General features: G+C 63.7%; 20 protein-coding genes. 12 read left to right on the forward strand and 8 right to left on the reverse strand.

The annotated features are described in order from the left end of the window. Position 1 precedes the first annotated feature (1 nt). Positions 2-664, forward strand: coding sequence for a response regulator (locus tag ABIB24_RS25875; RefSeq protein WP_354317585.1), 663 nt, complete (start codon positions 2-4; stop codon positions 662-664). Beyond that, positions 661-2028, forward strand: a complete 1368-nt coding sequence (locus ABIB24_RS25880) for a sensor histidine kinase (protein ID WP_354317587.1) — start codon at positions 661-663, stop codon at positions 2026-2028. The genes ABIB24_RS25875 and ABIB24_RS25880 overlap by 4 nt, the downstream gene beginning before the upstream one ends. 6 nt (positions 2029-2034) lie before the next feature. Here ABIB24_RS25880 and ABIB24_RS25885 read toward each other — a convergent pair whose 3' ends face one another. Next, positions 2035-2421 carry a VOC family protein gene (locus ABIB24_RS25885; RefSeq protein WP_354317589.1) on the reverse strand — a complete coding sequence of 129 codons (387 nt, stop codon included), beginning with the start codon at positions 2419-2421 and terminating at the stop codon, positions 2035-2037. Positions 2422-2622: 201 nt separating this feature from the next. Between ABIB24_RS25885 and ABIB24_RS25890 the strand changes: the two genes are divergently transcribed. Then, complete coding sequence (locus ABIB24_RS25890) at positions 2623-2805, forward strand: hypothetical protein (RefSeq protein ID WP_025338636.1); 183 nt, start codon at positions 2623-2625, stop codon at positions 2803-2805. A gap of 147 nt (positions 2806-2952) precedes the next feature. Further along, entirely contained in the window at positions 2953-3858 is a 906-nt protein-coding gene (locus ABIB24_RS25895; protein WP_354317591.1) for a LysR family transcriptional regulator, read from the forward strand. Positions 3859-3896: 38 nt separating this feature from the next. Here ABIB24_RS25895 and ABIB24_RS25900 read toward each other — a convergent pair whose 3' ends face one another. Continuing rightward, entirely contained in the window at positions 3897-4370 is a 474-nt protein-coding gene (locus ABIB24_RS25900; RefSeq protein ID WP_025338638.1) for a YMGG-like glycine zipper-containing protein, read from the reverse strand. A 151-nt stretch (positions 4371-4521) separates the two neighbouring features. On the opposite strand from ABIB24_RS25900, the gene ABIB24_RS25905 reads away from it, so the two are divergent. The 5 genes from ABIB24_RS25905 (at position 4522) to ABIB24_RS25925 (ending at position 9595) form a co-directional block, all read left to right on the forward strand. Beyond that, a complete protein-coding gene (locus ABIB24_RS25905) occupies positions 4522-5118 on the forward strand; it encodes a paraquat-inducible protein A (protein WP_354317594.1) in 597 nt (198 codons plus the stop codon). After that, positions 5115-5759, forward strand: a complete 645-nt coding sequence (locus ABIB24_RS25910; RefSeq protein ID WP_085592668.1) for a paraquat-inducible protein A — start codon at positions 5115-5117, stop codon at positions 5757-5759. Before ABIB24_RS25905 ends, ABIB24_RS25910 begins: the two co-directional genes overlap by 4 nt. Continuing rightward, the gene (locus ABIB24_RS25915) at positions 5743-7383 is read left to right on the forward strand and encodes a PqiB family protein (protein WP_085663282.1); all 1641 of its coding nucleotides are present in this window, start codon (positions 5743-5745) and stop codon (positions 7381-7383) included. Before ABIB24_RS25910 ends, ABIB24_RS25915 begins: the two co-directional genes overlap by 17 nt. An 11-nt stretch (positions 7384-7394) precedes the next feature. Beyond that, entirely contained in the window at positions 7395-7931 is a 537-nt protein-coding gene (locus ABIB24_RS25920; RefSeq protein ID WP_354317597.1) for a PqiC family protein, read from the forward strand. 278 nt (positions 7932-8209) lie between these two features. Next, positions 8210-9595: an amino acid permease gene (locus ABIB24_RS25925; protein WP_354317599.1), complete on the forward strand. Its 1386-nt coding sequence runs from the start codon at positions 8210-8212 to the stop codon at positions 9593-9595. Positions 9596-9714: 119 nt separating this feature from the next. Here the strand turns inward: ABIB24_RS25925 and ABIB24_RS25930 are convergent, their stop codons facing one another. From ABIB24_RS25930 to ABIB24_RS25940, 3 genes are all read right to left on the reverse strand, one after another. Further along, positions 9715-10545 (reverse strand): PucR family transcriptional regulator, encoded by an 831-nt coding sequence (locus tag ABIB24_RS25930; protein WP_354317601.1) that lies wholly within the window; start codon positions 10543-10545, stop codon positions 9715-9717. Continuing rightward, positions 10545-11117: a PucR family transcriptional regulator ligand-binding domain-containing protein gene (locus ABIB24_RS25935; RefSeq protein WP_354317603.1), complete on the reverse strand. Its 573-nt coding sequence runs from the start codon at positions 11115-11117 to the stop codon at positions 10545-10547. The genes ABIB24_RS25930 and ABIB24_RS25935 overlap by 1 nt, the downstream gene beginning before the upstream one ends. 168 nt (positions 11118-11285) lie before the next feature. Beyond that, positions 11286-13049: a phosphoethanolamine transferase CptA gene (locus ABIB24_RS25940; protein WP_274079494.1), complete on the reverse strand. Its 1764-nt coding sequence runs from the start codon at positions 13047-13049 to the stop codon at positions 11286-11288. A gap of 153 nt (positions 13050-13202) precedes the next feature. Here ABIB24_RS25940 and ABIB24_RS25945 point away from each other — a divergent pair, with 153 nt between their 5' ends. Continuing rightward, complete coding sequence (locus tag ABIB24_RS25945; RefSeq protein ID WP_015269977.1) at positions 13203-13349, forward strand: DUF2986 domain-containing protein; 147 nt, start codon at positions 13203-13205, stop codon at positions 13347-13349. Between the two features lie 157 nt (positions 13350-13506). Here ABIB24_RS25945 and ABIB24_RS25950 read toward each other — a convergent pair whose 3' ends face one another. The 3 genes from ABIB24_RS25950 to ABIB24_RS25960 all read right to left on the reverse strand — a co-directional run bounded on the left by ABIB24_RS25950 (position 13507) and on the right by ABIB24_RS25960 (position 16640). Continuing rightward, positions 13507-13875 (reverse strand): hypothetical protein, encoded by a 369-nt coding sequence (locus ABIB24_RS25950; RefSeq protein WP_075044839.1) that lies wholly within the window; start codon positions 13873-13875, stop codon positions 13507-13509. Between the two features lie 258 nt (positions 13876-14133). Continuing rightward, positions 14134-15462: an MFS transporter gene (locus tag ABIB24_RS25955; protein WP_274079493.1), complete on the reverse strand. Its 1329-nt coding sequence runs from the start codon at positions 15460-15462 to the stop codon at positions 14134-14136. Between the two features lie 164 nt (positions 15463-15626). Then, positions 15627-16640 (reverse strand): GlxA family transcriptional regulator, encoded by a 1014-nt coding sequence (locus ABIB24_RS25960; protein WP_137163600.1) that lies wholly within the window; start codon positions 16638-16640, stop codon positions 15627-15629. Positions 16641-16969: 329 nt separating this feature from the next. Here ABIB24_RS25960 and ABIB24_RS25965 point away from each other — a divergent pair, with 329 nt between their 5' ends. Together ABIB24_RS25965 and ABIB24_RS25970 are read left to right on the forward strand one after the other, a co-directional pair. Then, the gene (locus ABIB24_RS25965; protein ID WP_274079491.1) at positions 16970-17893 is read left to right on the forward strand and encodes a LysR family transcriptional regulator; all 924 of its coding nucleotides are present in this window, start codon (positions 16970-16972) and stop codon (positions 17891-17893) included. Positions 17894-18061: 168 nt separating this feature from the next. Continuing rightward, complete coding sequence (locus ABIB24_RS25970; RefSeq protein WP_274079490.1) at positions 18062-19297, forward strand: aromatic ring-hydroxylating oxygenase subunit alpha; 1236 nt, start codon at positions 18062-18064, stop codon at positions 19295-19297. Positions 19298-19700 lie beyond the last annotated feature (403 nt).

The raw sequence follows: 19700 nt of genomic DNA on the forward strand, positions 1-19700 counted from the left end.
CATGCGCCTGCTGCTGGTAGAAGACGATGCCGCGTTGGGGGAGGGGATCTGTGACGGCCTGCGCCGCGAGGGCTATACCCTCGACTGGTTGCAGGATGGCGCCAGCGCGTTGCATGCCCTGTGCCACGAGGAGTTCGACCTGGCCATTCTCGACCTGGGCTTGCCGCGCCTCGATGGCATCGAGTTGTTGCGGCGCCTGCGTGCGGCCGGGAAGAGCCTGCCGGTGCTGGTGCTGACCGCCCGCGACGCCACCGAGGACCGCATCGCCGGGCTGGACGCCGGCGCCGACGACTACCTGGTCAAACCCTTCGACCTCAACGAACTCAAGGCCCGCTTGCGGGCCTTGCTGCGGCGCAGCAGTGGCCGTGCGCGGGTGTTGATCGAACACGCCGGGGTGTGCCTGGACCCGGTCAGCCAACAGGTGCACTACCAGGGCCAGCCGGTGGTGCTCACGCCCAAGGAATACCTGCTGTTGCACGAATTGCTGGCCCAGCCGGGCAAGGTGTTCACCCGCGAACGCTTGACCCAGTTGCTGTATGGCTGGGATGAAGAGCCGGAGAGCAATACCCTGGAAGTGAACATCTACCACCTGCGCAAGAAGCTGTTCAACGGCCTGATCCGCACTGTGCGCGGAATCGGCTACCTGGTGGAACGCAAGACATGAGCTCGCTGCGCCAACGCACCCTGTGGCGGGTGATGCTGCTTTTGCTGGTGGGCAGCGGGTTGCTGGCGCTGTACAACTACCACGACAGCCGCCACGAAATTAACGAGGTGTACGACGCCCACCTGGCGCAGAACGCCCGGCTGCTGCAGGGCATCATGAGCCTGCCGGTGCAGGAGCAGAGCCGTGACGAGTTGTACCGTGCCTTCGACGAGGCCTTGAGCAAGGCCGGGCACCACAAGGTGGGGCACCGCTACGAGAGCAAGCTGGCCTTCCAGGTGTGGGCCGACGACAACGGGCTGCTGGTGCACACGCCCAGCGCCCCGCAGCTGGGGCAGGCGCCGCGGGTGCCAGGGTTTGCCGACGTGGTGGTGGACGGGCGCCGTTGGCGCAGTTTCGTCTTGCCGGTGCCGGAAAAACACTGGGTGATCTGGGTGGGCGAGCGCAACGACGTGCGCGACGACCTGATCGAACGCATCGTGCGGCACACACTGTTGCCATTCCTGTTCGGCAGCCTGGCCCTGGCCTTGCTGGTGTGGGCGGCCATTGGCTGGGGGCTGCGGCCGCTGCAGAACATGGCCAGGGTGATCCGCGCCCGCCACGCCGAGTCGCTCGAGCCGTTGCAGCTGGTGCCGTTGCCGAAGGAGCTGGAACCGATGCAGGCGGCGATCAACCGCCTGCTCGGGCAGATCGATGACCTGCTGCGCCGCGAGCACCGTTTCATCGCCGACGCTGCCCACGAGATGCGCACGCCCTTGGCCATCCTGCGCCTGCATGCGCAGAACGCCCTCAATGCAGACAGCGCTGCCGAGCGTGACAAAGCCCTGCAGTTCCTGATGGGCGGTGTCGACCGCCTTGCCCGGGTGGTCAACCAGCTGTTGACCCTGGCCCGCCTGGAGCCGCGGCCAGGCCGGCGTGACTGGCCGCGGGTGGACCTGGAGGGCGTGGTGGCCGAGACCCTGGCCGAGCTGACCCCATGGATTCTGGAGCGCGGGCTGGAGCCTTCGCTGGACATCGCCGCCGGCGACTACCATTTGCACACCGACGCTGGCGCGTTGGGTATCGCCTTGCAGAACCTGGTGGCCAATGCCGTGGACCATTCGCCGGCAGGCGGTCGGGTCACCGTGACACTGCAGCGCGAAGGCCAGGCCTTGCTGGTCAGTGTCGACGACGAAGGGCCGGGCATCGCCGAAGTCGACCAGCAGCGGGTGTTCGAGCGCTTCTACAGCAAGGGCTCGACCAATGGCGCCGGGCTGGGGTTGTCGATCGTCAGCACCATCATGACCCGCCTGGGTGGCAGCGTGCAGTTGCGCAACCAGGCGCCACACGGGTTGCGCGCGACTTTGCGCCTGCCCGTGGAGCCCTGAACGTTGCTAGTGTTTCTGGGCGATCTGGATCAGGTTGCCGCAAGTGTCATCGAACACCGCTACGGTGACCGGCCCCATGGCAGTAGGCGGTTGGGTGAATTGCACGCCCGCTGCGCACAGTCGGGTATATTCGGCCTGGATGTCCCGCACGCCGAACGAGGTGGCGGGGATACGGTCCTGCTTGAGCGCGGCCTTGTAGACCTTGGCGGCCGGGTGCGCGTCGGGCTCGAGCAGCAGCTCGACGCCGTTGGGGTCGTTGGGGGAGGTGAGGGTCAGCCAGCGGTGTCGGCCCAGGGGGATGTCGTGCTTGGGCTCGAAACCGAGTACGTAGTGGTAGAAAGCCAGGGCTTTGGCCTGGTCGTCGACGAGGATGCTGGTGACCACGATCTTCATGAACGCACGCCCTATGCCTGGAACCGTTGAGTATCAGTAAAGACAATCAGGGGCATTTGGCCAAGGCTCCGGGTTCACCCGCGAACAACGCAACGCGATCCGACAGCATTTCTCTTCACGGTCAAGGTTCCAGATGGGTTGGTGGCAATGGGGGTTGTAGCGTTGATCGGGCAATACCACCCAAACCAAGGAGTGAACCCCATGCAAGAAGAACCCATGAACGAGCCAGACGACACTCTCGACCACGAACAGCTGGAAAATGCAGAACCGCAGGTATTGTCCCGGCGCAAGCGCGGTATAGGGCCAGTAGTCGGCATGCCCTGCAGGCCAGGGTACAAACTGATTGGTGATGACTGTGTAATCGCCAATATCGATTTCGAGTGAAGCAAAGGGGGGCGCCCCGCGCCCCTCGTAAAAACCTGCTCAAGCCATAGGTAAATCCTTCATCACCCGGCCCCCACCCAGCCGCTGCCAGGGGTAAAGTGACAGGCATGATCCCAGCGCGCCCAGACCGGCGTCAGAGAGGTGCCCGTGGCGGCCTACACATTGCGACAACTCAAGTACTTCGTCACCACCGTCGAGGCCGGCAGCGTGGCCGAGGCTTCACGCCAGCTGTACATTGCCCAGCCGTCCATCTCCACGGCCATCAAGAGCCTGGAGGAAAGCTTCGGCGTGCAGCTGTTCATCCGTCACCACGCCCAGGGCGTGTCACTGACGCCCAGCGGCAAGCGCTTCTATGCCAAGACCAAGTCGCTGCTGCAGATGGCCCACGAATTCGAGCAGAACGCCCTGGCCGACAACGACACCGTGGCCGGGCAAATCGACATCGGCTGCTTCGAGACCGTGGCACCGCTGTACCTGCCGCGGCTGATCGCCGGCTTTCGCCAGCGTTACCCGGGGGTGGATATCCGCCTGCGCGACGGCGAGCAGCAGGACCTGATCCAGGGCCTGACCGCGGGTACCTTCGACCTGGCGTTCCTCTACGACCATGATCTGGACGGCACCATCGAGGCCGAGCCGCTGATGCCGCCGCAGAAACCCTATGTGCTGCTGCCCGAAAACCACCGCTTCGCCGGCCAGGCCCAGGTGTCGCTGCGTGACCTGTGCCCGGAGCCGATGATCCTGCTGGACGTTGCCCCCAGCCGTACCTACTTCGTCAGCCTGTTCAACGAAATGGGCCTCACGCCCAACATCGTCTTCAGCTCGCCTTCGATCGAGATGGTGCGCGGCATGGTCGGGCAGGGCTTCGGTTTTTCGCTGCTGGTGACGCGGCCGCACTCGGAGTACACCTACGACGGGCAACGCCTGGCCATGCTGGATATCGCCGAGCCAGTGGCGCTGTCAGGGCTGGCGGCGGCCTGGTTGAAGCGGGTGCAACTGACCAAGCCGGCGCAGTTGTTCGTGGAGTTCTGCCGGGAGCAGTTGGCGCAGTTCTGAAACGGGCACGCCGTGCAGGAGCATGGCGTGCCCGTTGGTCAGGGGTTGACCTGATAGCCGCGCCCTTGCAGGCACCCGGCATAGGCACTGGCATGAGCCTGGGCTTTCGCTTCGTCCTGGCCGCGCCGGTCCTGACGGCGGTCCTGACGCTGGCGCATGCCACCGACCGCAGCGCCGGCGGCGGCCACTTCGCCGGCGCGGTTCTGCCGGTATTGCTCCTTGGCATCGTCACCGACCCGGTCATACAGCTCGTCGTGCTGGTTGCCGCGCACCTGCGCGCCTGCCGCACCGGCAACCGCGCCGGCGGCGGCACCGCGTACCCGGCCACCGACATGGGGGTCGCTGGAGGTCGCGGCACTGTTCGCGGCATTGGTCGCGACGGTATTGCAATCATTGATATCCAGTTGCATCTGCTGGCTGCTCTGGCCCTTGAGCGGCACCACCGACTGCGCCTGGGTTGCCGATGCCGCGCACAGCAGCACCAGCAGGCAACTCCACGTCATCGTACGCATGGCAAACCTCCAGCGGGTGGGGATCCCGTCTCACAGAATAGTTCGCCTTTGCTGCCGATGATGGCAGTTTTGCCGGGATGGTCTAAACCGGATATCAAACGTGGTTCGCCTGCGTATCACGGCGTGAATCCGGGCTACCTGTGGAAACCCCATGAGCCAGACCCAGCACCTGATCATCTGTGAGTACTGTGACACGGTGTACCACCGTGCGCCGCTGTTCAAGCACCAGCGCGCCGTATGCCCGCGCTGTGGCGGCGTGCTGTACCGGCACACCTCGCTGACCGTGCAGCAGCGGCTTGCCCTGAGCGTGACGGGTGGCATCCTGCTGGTGTTCGCCAATTTCTACCCGGTGATGACCATCGGCATGCAAGGGCTCACCCATTCCGCGACATTATGGGATTCGGTGCAGATCCTCAGCCACGGCAGTATCACCTTCATCGCCCTGGTCATGGCCTTGTCGATCATCTTTGCGCCGGTGCTGCAGATTACCCTGTTGTGCTGGCTATTGAGTTTCGCCCTGGCCGGCCAGCGCGCCCCCGGCTTTGCCCTGTGCATGCGCAGCCTGGAGAGCCTGCGGCCGTGGAGCATGCTGGAGGTGTGCCTGCTGGGGGCGATGGTGGCGGTGATCAAGCTGGCGGGGTTGCTCGATGTGATACCCGGCATCGGCCTGCTGGCCCTGGCCGCCCTGAGCATGCTGATCATCCATGTCGCCGGCAAGGACATCCGCGACCTTTGGGAGCAGGTATGAATACCCCGGCCAATGCCGACGACCTGGGCCTGTGCCTGTGCCATGGCTGCGGCCAGGCCTGCGAACTGGGTAGCGGCAAGCACACCTGCGAGCGCTGTGGTGCCGCCATCCATCGGCGCAAGGCCAATGCCATCAGCCGCGGCTGGGCGTTTCTGCTGGCGGCGCTGGTTTTCTACATCCCCGCCAATCTGCTGCCGGTGATGCACACCGAAATGCTCGGCAGTGGCAGCGCAAGCACCATTGGCGGTGGTGTGCTGGAGTTCTGGGAGGCAGGGGCCTGGGACATCGCACTGATCATCTTCATCGCCAGCGTGGGCGTGCCGGCCATCAAGTTCTTCTCGCTCGGCCTGTTGCTGTTCACCGCCCAGCGCGGTTCTACCTGGGCCTGCCGACAGCGCTCGCAGCTGTACCGTTTCGTCGAGCTGATCGGCTACTGGTCGATGCTCGATGTGATGGTGGTGGCGCTGGTGGCGGCGCTGGTGCAACTGCGCGGGCTGGGCACCATCGAGCCGCGGGTGGGCATCCTGTTTTTCGGCATGGTGGTGGTACTGACCATGTTTTCTGCGATGAGCTTCGATCCACGCCTGATCTGGGATAGCCGTGCCAACGAGGGAGGCCGCATTGATGGTGCAACAGACTGACAAGCGCGAGGGCGCGGGGCAGGTTGAAGTGCACACCCGGCGCTGGAGTGTGTCGCTGGTATGGATCGTGCCGATACTGGCGATCCTGATCGGCGCTTCGCTGGTGGTGCGCAACTGGATGCAGCAGGGCCCGGTCATCGCCATTTCCTTCCACACCGGGGAAGGGCTGGTGGCGCACAAGACCCAGGTCAAGTACCGCAGCGTGGTGATCGGCGAAGTCACCACGGTGGACCTGGCCGACGACAAGAAGAGCGTGGTTGCCAAGGTTCAGCTGTCCAACGACGCCCGCGCGTTCGCTACCCAGGGGGCGCGCTTCTGGGTGGTGCGGCCACGCATTGGCGTGGGCGGCGTGTCCGGTGTGGACACGCTGCTGTCGGGCAGTTTCATCGGGGCGGATTCCGGCGAATCGAAAGTGCCGGAGAAGTCCTTTGTCGGCCTGGAGCTGCCACCGCCGATCACCTACGACGAAAAGGGCAAGCGCTTTGTGCTCACCGCCAGTGACTTGGGGTCGCTGGATATTGGCTCGTCGATCTACTACCGCAAGATCCCGGTGGGCGAGGTGGTGTCCTTTGCCCTGCAGGGCGATGGCAAGGGCGTGGAGATCGGCGTGTTCGTGCAGGCCCCCTACGACAGCTTCGTCACCGCCGATACCCGCTTCTGGAACGCCAGTGGCGTCGACATGCAGATCGGTGCCAACGGCCTGAAGATCGATACCGAATCACTGTCGTCGATCCTGGTGGGCGGGCTGGCCTTTGGCTCGCCCGACTTCGCCCCGCAAGCCGAGCCCGCTGCCGACCAGGCGCGCTTCCAGCTGTTTGCCGACCGCGACACCGCCCTGGCACCGCCCAGTGGCCAGGCGCAGTACCTGCAATTGCGCTTCGACCAGGCCATGCGCGGCCTGTCGGTGGGAGCGCCGGTGGAGTTCAAGGGGGTGGAGTTTGGCCGGGTCACTTCGGTCAAGCTCGACTACGATGCCACCCGGCAGACCTTCCCGGTGGTGGTCGATGCGGTGATCTACCCCCAGCGGCTGGGGCCGGTGCACCGCAAGATGCTGTCCGTGTTCAAGCATGCCGAAGGCGACATGGACGGCGCGCGCCGGCTGATCGGCACCTTCGTCGAGCACGGGCTGCGGGCCCAGGCGCGCAGCGGCAACCTGATCACCGGGCAGATGTTCATTTCCCTGGACTTCTACCCCGATGCCCCCAAGGTGGCCTTCGACAAGACCGCAGACCCTATCACCATCCCCACCTTGCCCGGCAGCCTGGAGCAGTTGCAGGAACAGCTGCAGCGGGTGGTGGAGCGCATCAGCAAACTGCCGCTGGAGAGCATCGCCAACAACCTGGACGGCAGCCTGCGAGAGTTGCGCGCCAGCCTCAAGCAGTTCAATGGCCAGACGCTGCCGGACGTGAAGGTGGCGCTGGACGAAGTGCACAAGACCCTGCGCACCGCCAATTCGGCCATTTCCGAAGACTCGCCGCAGCGCGAGCGGATGGGCGAAACCCTGGACGAACTGGAGCGCATGTCGCGTTCGCTGCGTGACCTTGCCGATTACCTGGGCCGGCACCCCGAGTCGCTGATACGCGGCCGGCCGAAAGCGGCCGCTGCCGCCGACCTTGAACCCTGAGGAGACAGCCGATGCATCGACTGCGCAATGTGTGTGGCGCCGGCCTGCTGGCCGTGCTGTGGGGCTGCAGCAGTACCCCGAACAACTATCACACGCTGGTACCGAGCGAGCCGGTGCGCGACGGTGGCCAGCGCATCCAGGTGGCGAGGGTGGCCGTGCCGCCGCAGGTGGACCGCCCGCAGTTGGTGGTGCGGCAAGGGCAGAGCGGCCTGGCCATCCTCGAGACGGAGTGGTGGGGGGCCAACCTGGTGGATGAGTTCCGCAGCGCCTTGCAGGACCAGTTGGGCGGGCCGGTGGGTGGCGGCAAGGCGTTGCTGCGGGTGGACGTGCAGCGCTTCGATAGCGTGCCGGGGCGCTATGCCTCGCTGGAGGCGGTATGGCGCCTGACGCGCTCGGGTGCGGCCGAACTGACCTGCCGTACCTCGCTGCAGACGCCCGCGGACAACAGCATCGCCAGCCTGGTCAATGCCCACCAGGCCAACCTGCGCAAACTGGCCGAGGCGGTGCGGGGGAGTGCCCGGCAGGGCAGCTGTTCTACATCTGCCTGAGCATCTCGCCGACCGTTGTAGGAGCGGCCTTGTGTCGCGATAGGGCCGCAAAGCGGCCCCAGCAATTGTTGCTGTAACGCTGAAAGCCGGGGGCCGCTTCGCGGCCCTATCGCGACACAAGGCCGCTCCTACACAGAGCGCGCTTCTGCGAATTTCCTTCATACATTTGTACAGGCCAGCGCCTGCGCACCTGTTTTTTTGCGATAGGCCATGCTCTGGCCCCTGCATACCCTTGCGAAGCGGCAATGTTGATTACTAATAATAAAAGGAGACAACCAATGCCGATTCAGTCGGAGCATGACCCGCGTCTCAAGCGTGCCCTCAAGACCCGGCACATCAGCATGCTGGCCCTGGGCGGTGTGATCGGGGCCGGTCTGTTCGTAGGGTCCAGCGCGGTTATCGCATCAACCGGCCCGGGTGCCTTCATCACCTATGCCATCACCGGCCTGATCGTCGCGCTGGTGATGCGCATGCTCGGCGAAATGGCCGCCGCGCAGCCGGCCAAAGGTTCGTTCGTCGACTACGCCCGGTTGGCCTTCGGGCGCCCGGCCGGGTACATGACCGGTTGGCTGTACTGGTACTTCTGGGTGATCGTGGTCGGCTTCGAGGCCGTGGTCGGCGGGCAGATCATCAATGCCTGGCTGCCCGATATCCCGGTGTGGGCCATTGCCCTTGGCCTGATGGTCGGCATGACCTTGCTCAACCTGATGTCGGTGCACTCGTTTGGCGAGGCCGAATACTGGTTCGCCGGCATCAAGGTCGCGGCCATCGTGGTGTTTCTGGTCGTGGCCGGGTTGTACGTGTTCAACCTGTGGCCCGGCTCCAGCGCCAGTTTTGCCAACCTCACCCAGCATGGCGGCTTCCTTCCCCATGGGGTAGGCGCGTTGTTCACCGGGGTAGTGGTGGTGATCTTCTCCATGACCGGTGTGGAAGTCGCCACCCTGGCGGCGGCCGAATCGGAAGACCCGTCGCGCAACATCCGCAAGGCGGTGAACACGGTGATGCTACGCATCCTGGTGTTCTTCGTGCTGGCGACGTTCTTCATCGTGGTGGCACAGCCATGGACCTCGATCACCCCCGGCAAGTCGCCGTTCGTGACCACCCTGGAGCATATCGGCATTCCCGGCGCAGGCGACATGCTCACCGTGGTCATCCTGGTGGCGGTGCTGTCGGTACTCAATGCCGGGCTGTATACCTCGTCGCGGTTGCTCTACGTGCTGGCCTCCAACGGTGAGGCGCCACGCTGGGTGGCCAAGGTCAGCGGCAATGGCGTACCCGTACGCGGGGTGATTGCCTCGACCCTGGTGGGCTATGGCTGCGTGGTGATTGCGGCGCTGTGGCCGGATACCGTGTTCCAGTTCCTGATCAACTCGTCCGGCACGGTGTTCCTGTTCGTCTACCTGGTGATCTGCCTGTCGCAGCTCCGGCTGCGGCGCAAATGGGTGGCGGAAGGTACGCTGAAGTTCGCCATGTGGGGGCATCCGTGGTTGCCGTTGCTGGTGACCGGGTCGATCGTGGCGGTGCTGGTGAGCATGGCCTTCGACCCGAGCATGCGGGTGAGCCTGGGGCAATGCGTGGTTGCGATTGTGTTGATTGCGGTTTCGTATGTGATGGTGCGGGGGCCGCGGGGGCAGCAGCCTGGTGCAGAGGTTGGGTTGAATTAAGGTGTATCTGGGGCCGCGTTGCAGCCCATCGCGACACAAGGCCGCTCCTACAGAAGGACCGCGCAGTCCTGTGGGAGCGGCCTTGTGTCGCGACAGGGGCGCAAAGCGCCCCCAAGGGCCTAGACCAGATGCTCGAACAGGTCGGTATTCTTCCCCGCCTGAATCGCAATCCAGAACCGCGCAATCCCGCCGGTAGTGGTCGGCTTGATCCCGGTAAGCTGCTCCACCAGCTTCAGCCGGTACACCAGCGTCTGCCGGTGAATCCCCAAATCATACGCCGTGGCCTTCCAGTTGCCGTCGTTGTGCAGGAAGGTGACCAACGTCTGCAGCAGCGCCGCACCCTGGGTGCGGTCATGCTCGATCAGCGGCCCCAGGTAACGCCCCACCAGCGCCCGCGCCTCGGCCAGCGACTTGGGCGCCATGATCAGGCCGGTTTCCGCCTCGCCATAACGCAGCTGCTGCGCGCCACTTTCCTCGGCCTGGGTCAGCGCCAGGCGGGCTTGGCGCACGCTCTCGCGAAAGCCGGTGGCCGCCGCGATCGGCCCGCTGATACCAATTACCGTACCCTCACCGAGGTTGTGGCACAGCGCCGTCAGGATTGGCGCGTCGTCACGGCTGATCGCCAGCAGCAGGCCTTTGTCGTCGAGCAGTAGCGGCGTGGAGTGATGCAGGGCAGGGGCCTGGTGGATGTCGGCGCTGCTCCATGGGCCGTGGCTACCCGGCCTGATCGCCAGGCTCACCAGGGTGCCGACCAGGCCACGGCGCTCCAGCATCGGCCGCGCCAGGCTGAACTCCGTCTCGCTGTCGAGCAGGCTGCGCAACAGCGCTGCGCCTTCTTCGCGCTGCTGGTCGCGGTGGATCATCAGGCGTTCCAGTTCCACCCCCAGCAAGCCGACCAGCGAGCGCACCAGGATGGCGTCATCCTGAGTGCGGGTGCCTTTGCGCGCCATCAGCAGGTTGGCGCGGGCGCGGCCCGGCGGGTTTCGACCACGGTGGTGCCGCTGGGGGCATCCTCGATGGCCAGGTCGAGGCCGAGGGTGTCGGCCAGGATCGCCAGGCGCCCAGCCATGTCGGGGGCTTTGCGCAAGGCGTCGGCGTAGGTCTGGAACAGCCGCTCGCTGGCGTTGAAACGCTCGCGCTGGGCCTGCAGCACGCTCTCGATCACGTAGTGCGACAGCTTGACGAACTCCAGTTCGAAGCTGCCATGCAGCACCGGGAACAACAGGCGGTCGGCGGCGGCCAGCAGTTCGCCGGACAGCGCCGGCGCATCGGCCCGCGGCGCCACCACCAAGGCACTGGGGTTGCTCTGCACCAGTTGCTCCAGCCAGCTCACCTGGTCTGCCGGGGCGCTGGGCAGGCCGACGCCGGTGGTCATCACCAGGTCGCCTGGCGATACCCAGCGCCAGGGGTCTGGCAAGTCGACGGTGTGGGCCCAGGTGATCAGCCTGCCGGTGCCGGCCGCGCCAGCCACGGCCTGCAACTTGAGCAGTTCGATATCGATCAGGTCCTGCACCGTGAGCATGGGCATCTCTCATACCAAAGATGCGCCAAGCATGGCGTTTTACGCTGGGGCGGTAAACCTTTGTTCGCGGTGCAGCCGCTCTTACAGGACAGTGCGCATCTTTGTGGGAGCGGCCTTGTGTCGCGAAAGGGGCGCAAAGCGCCCCCGGCAATCCCTACCGCGCAACACTCAGTTCAGGTTCTTGCCACTACTGGCCGTCTCCCGCACCCGCTCGGCCTTGTCCAGCGGCAGGTGGTCGAACTCGCGCAGTCCATCCTTGCGGTACGGGTCGCCAATCCAGCGTGGTGCCACCACGAACTGCGGGCTCACCAGGCTCTTGGCCGGTTCGTAACGGTCATAGCTCAGCCCGGCCAGGTCGGACAGGGTATGGATCAGGTGCGAGCTGCTGTAGGGCCGGTCGGCCATCGCCTGCAGGTCGCGCGGGTGCTCGGCCTGCCAGCTGGGCGAAGTCCACAGCAAGAACGGGATGGTGTACATCGGTCGGGTCGGCGCGCCTTCGTTGCGCCCCAGGCGGTCGTGGTTGCCAGAGCTGTACACATCTTCGCCATGGTCGGACAGGTACAGCAGGAAACCATTGGAGGTACTGGCCGAGTAACGCTTGATCAGGCTCGACACCACGTAGTCGTTGTAGCGCACCGCGTTATCGTAGAAGTTGTAGGTTTCCACCTGGTCATCGGTCAGCTTGCCGGGCACCCCCTGGCGGTCGTTGAAGTGCGCGTAGTCGTTCGGGTAGCGGTAGCGATAGTCCATGTGCGTACCCAGCAGGTGCACGATGATGAACTTGTTCGGCGCCGGGTCCTGCAGGGCCTTCTCGAACGGCGTCAGCACCACGTCGTCGTACTGGCTGGCATTCTGGTTGCGCTGGTTGTTCAGGTACACCGGCGCGTCCGTCTGCTGCGAGAAGGTGGTCAGCATGGTGTTGCGCTTGGTCATGGTCTGCTGGTTGGTGATCCAGAAGGTCTTGTAGCCGGCCTGTTTCATCAGGTTGATCAGCGACGGGTCGGTGAGGAAGCGGTCCGGGTTCTGCTCGTCGCCGAAGGTGAGGATCTGCTGCATCACTTCGATGGTGTACGGGCGTGGCGACACCACATTGCGGAACACCGTCAGGCTCTTGTCGCTGGCGGCCAGCGCATCGAGGTTGGGCGTGGTGTCGCGGTTGTAGCCGTACAGGTGCATGTGCTCGCGGGTGGTGGATTCGCCCAGCACCAGCACCAGCGTGCGCGGCGCTGCCCCGCTGCTGTCACGCAGGTTTTGCAGGGGCGGCAGCGCGGCGTTCTTGGCCAGCAGCTCCTGCATGTTGTCCAGCTGCTGGCGGTACTGGCGGTAGCCGACCAGCAGTTGCCAGGGCACGGCGGGTTCCATGCGCTGCTGCACCTTTTCCGCCGCGTCGGCGAAGCTGCGTTCCTGGGTGACCATCTGCTTGTAGAACGGGTACACCAGGTTGGCCAGCAGCAACAGGGCGACCACCGGCAGGCGGCTGCGCAGCGGCAGGCTGACCGGGCGTACGCGCTTCCACAGCAGCACCGCCACCAGCGTGTACAGCAGCAGTGCCAGGCCCAGCCAGGCGCTGAAGTACTGGCTGAAGTACTCACCGGCCTCGGCGGTGTTGGACTCGAACATCACGAAGATGACGCTTTGCGAGAACTCCTGGCGATAGATGCCGAAGTAGCTCAGACCCACCAGCGAAGCAGCCCACAACACCAGGCCGATGACCGCTGCCGTGGCGCGAGTGAAGCGCGGCAGCAGCAGTACCGGGGCCAGCCACAGGCTGCTGAGGAAGAATGCATCGCGAAAACCGGCAAAGCCGGTGGTACCACTGAACAGCAGCAACGCCTGGGTCACGCCCGAGAAGTACCAGAAGAACAGCAAAAGCCAGCCCAGGCCGGCCCAGTCCACGCGCTTGGGCGAGGAGGGGGATGGAGTGTGTGACACGTATGCCTCGTCGTACTTGGCGGCCAGCGGATGTGCCCGTGGCCGGAAAGGGCGTGACGCTAATCTGCCGAGCGTGAAAATAACGTCAACGAGACGCTGGCCCAGGCAAGGTATGATGTGTTCAGCCAAACCAGACTGACAGGTCGAGTGAGAATGAACCGTCGCAAGAAGATCAAGCAGCTACTGCAGGCGCATGCCAAGAAGGCCAGCGCCAAGCTGGCGCCGCGCAAGCCCAAGTACATTTGCAAGGCCGACCGTTTGAAGATGGAGGCCGAGGCTGCAGCGGATACCCCCACCTGACTGACTGGCGCGGACCTTGTAGGAGCGGCCTTGTGTCGCGATCGGGCCGCTTAGCGGCCCCACGATTTCAGCATTGAAGCAGATATCGCCGGGGCCGCTCTGCGGCCCGATCGCGACACAAGGCCGCTCCTACAGGGGGCGCGTTGGCTGCTTGCGGTCAACGGCGATAGTAGCGGTGGTCATCATTGTAGCGGTGGTGCATGGCCCGCTCATGGCGGTGCTCCCAGTCGCGTCGCCGTTCCCAGTCGCGTCGGCGTTCCCAGTCTCGCCGGCGCTCCCAATCACGGCGGGCCTGCTCGCGGCGCCACTGTTCGCGGCGCCAGTCGCTGCGGTGGTCATGCCAGCGGTCGTCATCGTGGGCCAGCAGTGTGGCTGGCTGTTCATCGGCCACACTGGCCACCCTGGACCAGGGGTTGCCGGCAGGCTGCAACGGTGATTGAACCACCGGGGCTGCCACTACGGGCGCCTTCATTTGTGTTGCCGATGCCGTGCCCATCGCCGCGAACGAGAACAGGCCGAGCAGCATCAACCTTGCGACATGTATTTTCATGAGCGAAGCCAACCTCTGATAACAATTGAGCCATCTGGCCAGCAGGTGTCGGCGAAGCTTGTCTCGCGTTTCGCTACCTTTCTGTGCCTCCCACATAGACCGGTAAACGGGAAAAAGTTCGCAGCGGCAACAACTTGTAGAACTTCTGCGCTTCAAAACAGATAGTCGGTTGGCGCGCCCCCCTGTGGGAGCGGCTTCAGCCGCGAACACCGGCGAAGCCGGTGCCATGTACCGTTAGCCCAGGGCGGCCGCCTGCTGCAGGTTCAGCGAACGGGTTTCCGGGGCCAGGGCCCAGGACAGCAGCAGCCCGAAGAAAGTGATGGCAGCGGCCACGTACATGGTTTGCGCAATACCCAGCACGTCTAACGAAACCGGCACCAGGTAGGTACCCACTGCCGCGCCGATGCGCGAGACGGAGGTGCCCATGCCGACCGCGAAGGCGCGGATTTCCGTGGGGAAGATTTCGTTCGGGTAGACCAGCGTCAGCACCTGCGCACCACCAATGAACAACGCATACAGGGCGAAGAACACCAGGATCCAGATACCCGCGCTGCTATGGAACGCGCCCAGGCACAGCAAGGCCAGCCCCGACACCAGGAAGCTGTAGAGCAACAGGTTGCGGCGGCCGATGACGTTGATCAGGCGGGTGGCGACCATGCAGCCGACCACGAAGAACAGCGTGATCAGTACCGAACCGATCGAGGCGCTGTCACCTTTCACATTCAGCGCCGCCAGCACCTTGGGCGCAAACGCATAGACCGAGAACAGCGGGATGATGCAGCAGGTCCAGAACACGATGACGAACAGCATGCGCTTGCCGTAACCGGCATACAGCAGGCTCCAGATGTTCACTTTGTGCTCGGTGCCCTGCTCGGGCAGGTTGCGCAGGGAGAAGTCATTGCCATATACCGCCTTGATCACCTGTTCTGCCTCGGCGCTGCGGCCTTTGCTCAGCAGCCAACGCGGTGATTCGGGGGTGCCGATACGTACCATGAAAAGGGCCAGGCCAATGGTCGCGGAGCTGGCCAGTACCAGGCGCCAGGCGTCCTCGGCACCGGTGCGCAGCAGCAGTTCGCCGACGATGTAGGCAGCCGCCGCACCGGCAAACCAGAGGATGGTGAGCATGGCCAGGCGTGGGCCGCGGTACTTGCGGGGCATGAACTCGACCAGCAGCGAGGTGGCAACCGGGTATTCGATGCCGACCGCAATGCCGATGACCAGCCGCAGCAGGAAGATGGCCAAGGCCGAGTCGGCCCAGAACTGCCCGAGCGAGGCGACGATGAACAAGGTTGGCCCGACGAAGAACAGGCGCTTGCGGCCAAGGCGGTCGGTCAGCCAGCCGCCGAGGAAGCCGCCAAAGAAAATGCCGATCAGCGCCGAGGCGGCGATCAGGCCTTCCCAGAAGCTGTTCAGTGACAACGCAGTGCTGATGTGCGCCAGGGCGACGCCGATAATGCTCAAGACATAGCCATCGACGAACGAGCCACCGCCAGAGCGCAGCGTGAGAAGTTTGTGGAACCTGTTCAGCGGTACATCTTCGACTGAGATATTTGGACTTGTCATTCTTGTCTCCCGATATGGTTTTTCGAGTAAAAGGGCAGCGCGGCCTCCAAGGCGGGGCCGTGAAGCCATCTCGAAAATTCAGTGATCGATGGCTATACGATTGTTTTTATTGTCAGTGCCGGGGGCGGCCTGTTCAGAAACCTTCCTTGCGCGCTCCTTGTATTTCAAATTTCATAGCGCACTTCTTTTGAAGGTGGGTGGCCGAAGAACGCACTGTAGGACCTGCTGAAGTGGGTGCACGACACAAAGCCGCAGGCGATTGACACATCGAAGATCGATGCATTGGAGTTCTGGATCAGGCGCCGCGCTTCGGTAATGCGCAACTGGAAGTAGTATTTCTGCGGGGTGGTGTCGAGCTGGTCCTTGAACAGGCGCTGCACCTGGCGTACGGACAAACCGACAGCCTGGGACAACTGGCCGGGTGACAGCGGCTCCTCGAGGTTGGCCTCCATCAGCTTGATGATTTCGCGCAGGGGTCGGCTGACCTTGGGCTGCAGGGGCTTTTGCACGCTGCGGAACTTGCTTTGGTCGTGGTCCAGCGTGTCGAGCACCGCATCGGCGAGCGCGTGGCTGCAGCCAATGTTCAGCCACTGCAGCATCATTTCGAAGGCGCCCGCCGGCGAGGCGGCGGTCAGCCGGTCGCGGTCGAGCACCAGGGCATCGTGGGTGACCAATGCGTGCGGCACCCGCTCGGCCAGGGCAATGCGCTGCTCGGGGTGGATGGCGCAGCGGTAGCCGTCGAGCAGGCCGGCGCTGCCCAGGTACCAGGCGCCGTTCCACAAGCCGCCCAGCACCACCGGGAACCTGGCCAGCCGCTTCAGCAGGGCGGTCAGCCAGCCGGGTACCGTGCGCGCGGCCCGCAAGCCACCGCAGACCACCATGATGTCCAGGTCGCACAGGCGCACATCGGTCAGCGGCGTGTCTGGGCGAATGGGGATGGCCAGGTCGCTCATCACTTCGTTGTGGTTGTGGCTGAAGGTATGCACCCTGATCGAGCCAGGAGCGATCAGGTTGGCGGTGACCAGCACATCCAGCGCCTGGGTGAAACTGGGCAGGGAAAAGTTCTCCAGCAGCAGAAAACCGACCCGCGACGGCTTTGGGCGCGTGGTGGGTTGTGCCATGAACCCCAGGTTGCGCTCTTTGAAGGTGTGGCTGAATGTTCTTGTAGTTATTGTCATGTGTCACCCAGATGCCGAGGTCCGAGGTTCGGCTGACTAATAGAGTGAAAGCCATTCCAGGCGGGTGGATCTGGCATACAGGTCGGCGACTAATGTATGGGTGCAGCAAGGATGAAGTCCAACGACATTTTGTGCGGTTTCTTTGATAACCCAGTGTTATTGGTGAATTCGGCGATTCTTCGCATAACCCAAGGTTATGCGTAAAGTAATTTAAGTGCCGATGTGTTTTTTTACCCGCTGTGTACGATTCAAGTGTCCTGTACCCGGAATGAGGAGAACACACCAGGATGTCACAGCGGCAAGTTGATCCCGATACCCTGTTACTTCGCATGCCTTCATTACGTGCTGTCAAAGCGTTTGTCGCGGCAGCCAAGTACCAGAGTTTCACCCGGGCCGCAGAGGCGCTGTGTGTGTCGCAGGCGGCGATCAGCCGGCAGATTCGTGAATTGGAAACTTACCTGAGCGCGCAGTTGTTCGAACGTGTGGGCCGTGCGGTTGAGCTTACCCCGGCAGGTTCGGTGTTTTTCGAGGCGTCGCAGTTGTCGTTCGTCAATATTGCCCAGGCGGCGGAGCGGATACGCCATACACCGCTGGAAAAGCACGTGCTGACGATTTGTTGCTCCCCGGCGTTTTCCGCGTTCTGGTTGTCGCATCACATCAACGAGTTTCGCGCCAACAACCCGGATATCGAGCTCAACCTGATCACCACGCAAAACTTTCTGACGCGGGAGCCCGGTGTGGAGCCGGATGTGATCATCTCCAAGTTTGCCAATGTGGGTGATGCCTACACCATCTACCCGCTGTGCCATGACGTGATTTACCCGGTGTGCACGCCGCAGTACCTCGCGCGTCACCCCGAGATCGGCTCGCTGCAAGGCCTGTGCAACAGCGCGCTGCTGGACTTGAGCCCGTACGGCCGGGCTGGTGTGGCCGAGCATGTGGACTGGAGTGTGTGGCTGGCATTCCACAACGTGGACATCGATGAGCGTGGCGCCGACAGCCCGCCACTGTTCCACGCCAATGACTACAGCCTGATCATCAACATGGTGCTGGCCCACCAAGGGGTTGCCCTGGGCTGGAACCAGCTGGTGGCCAGCCTGGTCGAGCAGGGCCGGTTGACCAGGCCGGTGCGTGAACAAGTCACATTGCGCAACAGCCTGCATTACTTGGCCTGCAAGGAAAATACCGATTACGACGCCTGCGGGCGGGTACGCGACTGGGTGCTGTCAAAGTTTACCTGGTGGAAAGTCTGAAGCCGTCAATGCATAACAACGCATTATGAATTGTGCTTTGAAAATGTCGTTTGAAGTGGGCAGGGCTGAAGTTTAACTTGCGAGAAAGTTTCAGTTGGCTGGTTACAAGAATAATGGTTCGGTAATTGTCAGCGGTTGTCGTGAACACCGTGTGGCTGGAGGATAATAATGAATAGCAATGAATCCGTCATTGGCCTGATCAAACAGCGCAAGCCGCGGCATGTATTGCCGCGGGAACTGTATCTGGACCCGGAAGTGTATCGTCAGGACCTTGAGCATATCTGGCACAAGGACTGGGTCTTCGCCGGCCACACATTCGAGATTCCCAAGGCCGGCCAGTATTTCACCCTGCAGATCGGCGACTACCCGGTGGCTGTCGTGCGTGGCAAGGATGGCGAAGTGCGCGCGTTCCACAATGCCTGCCGCCACCGCGGTGCCAAGGTGTGCGAACACGCTGCGGGTAAAGTCGCCAAGCTGGTGTGCCCTTACCACAAGTGGACATTCGAGCTGGATGGCAACCTGATCTATGCCGGCAACATGGGCGCGGATTTCGACAAGTCGCAATACAACCTCAAGCCGGTGCATGTGGAGGTCGTCCACACCTACATCTACGTGTGCGTGGCGCAACAGGCGCCGGACTTCAGCAGCTTCCGCGCGGCGGTCAGCCCCTTCATCGCCCCGCACGGCCTGGAAAACTGCAAGGTCGCCTTCGAGTCCAACCTGATCGAGAAGGGCAACTGGAAGCTGGTGTTCGAAAACAACCGCGAGTGCTACCACTGCGACGGCACCCACCCCGAGTTGCTCAACTCGTTCGTCGAGAACCTGTCGGTGGCCGGTGTGGGCGGTGACGACGACCCGGAACTGGTGGCCCACTGGACCCGCTGCGAAACGGCGGGCATGCCCAGCCGCCTGGTCATGGACCCACTGGGGCGCTTCCGCATGACCCGCATCCCGCTCTCGGCCGGCGCCGTCAGCTACACCATGGACGGCAAGCCCGCCGTCAACGGGCGGTTGGACAGCAGTGGCGAGGCGGATATCGGTGCTTTGCTGTACTTCAACTATCCCTCTACCTGGAACCATTTCCTTGGCGACCACGCGCTGAGTTTCCGCGTGCTGCCGATTGGCCCGGGGGAAACCTTGGTGACTACCAAGTGGCTGGTGCCGGAGTCGGCGGTGGAAGGGGTCGACTATGACCTCGACCGGTTGACCAAGGTATGGCTGGCGACCAACGACCAGGACCGCCGCTTGGTGGAAGGGACCCATGCGGGCGTTTCTTCGCCCAGCTATGAACCCGGGCCGTTCTCGGAGAATGCCGAGAACGGGGTGTGCCAGTTCGATGACTGGTACTGCGCGACCATGCTCGAGCGGCTGAGTGGGCGTGTGCCGTTGAAATCGGTCGGCTGAGCATCGTGATGGATGGCACCGGCTTTGCCGGTGTTCGCGGCTAAAGCCGCTCCCACAGGTACGGCGTGAGCCCGAAGCCTGCGCCGTACCTGTGGGAGCGGGCATGCCCGCGAAACAAGCGGCGCGGTGGATGGCACCGGCTTTGCCGGTGTTCGCGGCCATGGCCGCTCCCACAGGTACAGCGTGATCCCGAAGCCTGCGCGTACCTGTGGGAGCGGGTTCACCCGCGAAGCAAGCGGCGCGGTGGATGGCACCGGCTGCGCCGGTGTTCGCGGCCACGGCCGCTCCTACAGGTACAGCGTGAGCCCGAAGCCTGCGCCGTACCTGTGGGAGCGGGTTCACCCGCGAAGCAGACTGCGCGGTGGATGGCACCGGCTTTGCCGGTGTTCGCGGCCACGGCCGC

The sequence above is a fragment of the Pseudomonas sp. UYEF17 genome, from assembly GCF_040546125.1.
Classification (GTDB): Bacteria; Pseudomonadota; Gammaproteobacteria; order Pseudomonadales; family Pseudomonadaceae; genus Aquipseudomonas; species Aquipseudomonas putida_Z.

Bases quoted from the DNA above. Each gene is read 5' to 3' on its own strand.
- ABIB24_RS25900 (WP_025338638.1), bottom strand. From the start codon at position 4,370: ATGCGTACGATGACGTGGAGTTGCCTGCTGGTGCTGCTGTGCGCGGCA.
- ABIB24_RS25945 (WP_015269977.1), top strand. From the start codon at position 13,203: ATGAACCGTCGCAAGAAGATCAAGCAGCTACTGCAGGCGCATGCCAAG.
- ABIB24_RS25925 (WP_354317599.1), top strand. From the start codon at position 8,210: ATGCCGATTCAGTCGGAGCATGACCCGCGTCTCAAGCGTGCCCTCAAG.
- ABIB24_RS25905 (WP_354317594.1), top strand. From the start codon at position 4,522: ATGAGCCAGACCCAGCACCTGATCATCTGTGAGTACTGTGACACGGTG.
- ABIB24_RS25965 (WP_274079491.1), top strand. From the start codon at position 16,970: ATGCCTTCATTACGTGCTGTCAAAGCGTTTGTCGCGGCAGCCAAGTAC.
- ABIB24_RS25885 (WP_354317589.1), bottom strand. From the start codon at position 2,421: ATGAAGATCGTGGTCACCAGCATCCTCGTCGACGACCAGGCCAAAGCC.
- ABIB24_RS25935 (WP_354317603.1), bottom strand. From the start codon at position 11,117: ATGCTCACGGTGCAGGACCTGATCGATATCGAACTGCTCAAGTTGCAG.
- ABIB24_RS25915 (WP_085663282.1), top strand. From the start codon at position 5,743: ATGGTGCAACAGACTGACAAGCGCGAGGGCGCGGGGCAGGTTGAAGTG.
- ABIB24_RS25880 (WP_354317587.1), top strand. From the start codon at position 661: ATGAGCTCGCTGCGCCAACGCACCCTGTGGCGGGTGATGCTGCTTTTG.
- ABIB24_RS25910 (WP_085592668.1), top strand. From the start codon at position 5,115: ATGAATACCCCGGCCAATGCCGACGACCTGGGCCTGTGCCTGTGCCAT.
- ABIB24_RS25930 (WP_354317601.1), bottom strand. From the start codon at position 10,545: ATGGCGCGCAAAGGCACCCGCACTCAGGATGACGCCATCCTGGTGCGC.
- ABIB24_RS25955 (WP_274079493.1), bottom strand. From the start codon at position 15,462: ATGACAAGTCCAAATATCTCAGTCGAAGATGTACCGCTGAACAGGTTC.
- ABIB24_RS25890 (WP_025338636.1), top strand. From the start codon at position 2,623: ATGCAAGAAGAACCCATGAACGAGCCAGACGACACTCTCGACCACGAA.
- ABIB24_RS25875 (WP_354317585.1), top strand. From the start codon at position 2: ATGCGCCTGCTGCTGGTAGAAGACGATGCCGCGTTGGGGGAGGGGATC.
- ABIB24_RS25970 (WP_274079490.1), top strand. From the start codon at position 18,062: ATGAATAGCAATGAATCCGTCATTGGCCTGATCAAACAGCGCAAGCCG.
- ABIB24_RS25960 (WP_137163600.1), bottom strand. From the start codon at position 16,640: ATGACAATAACTACAAGAACATTCAGCCACACCTTCAAAGAGCGCAAC.
- ABIB24_RS25950 (WP_075044839.1), bottom strand. From the start codon at position 13,875: ATGCTGCTCGGCCTGTTCTCGTTCGCGGCGATGGGCACGGCATCGGCA.
- ABIB24_RS25920 (WP_354317597.1), top strand. From the start codon at position 7,395: ATGCATCGACTGCGCAATGTGTGTGGCGCCGGCCTGCTGGCCGTGCTG.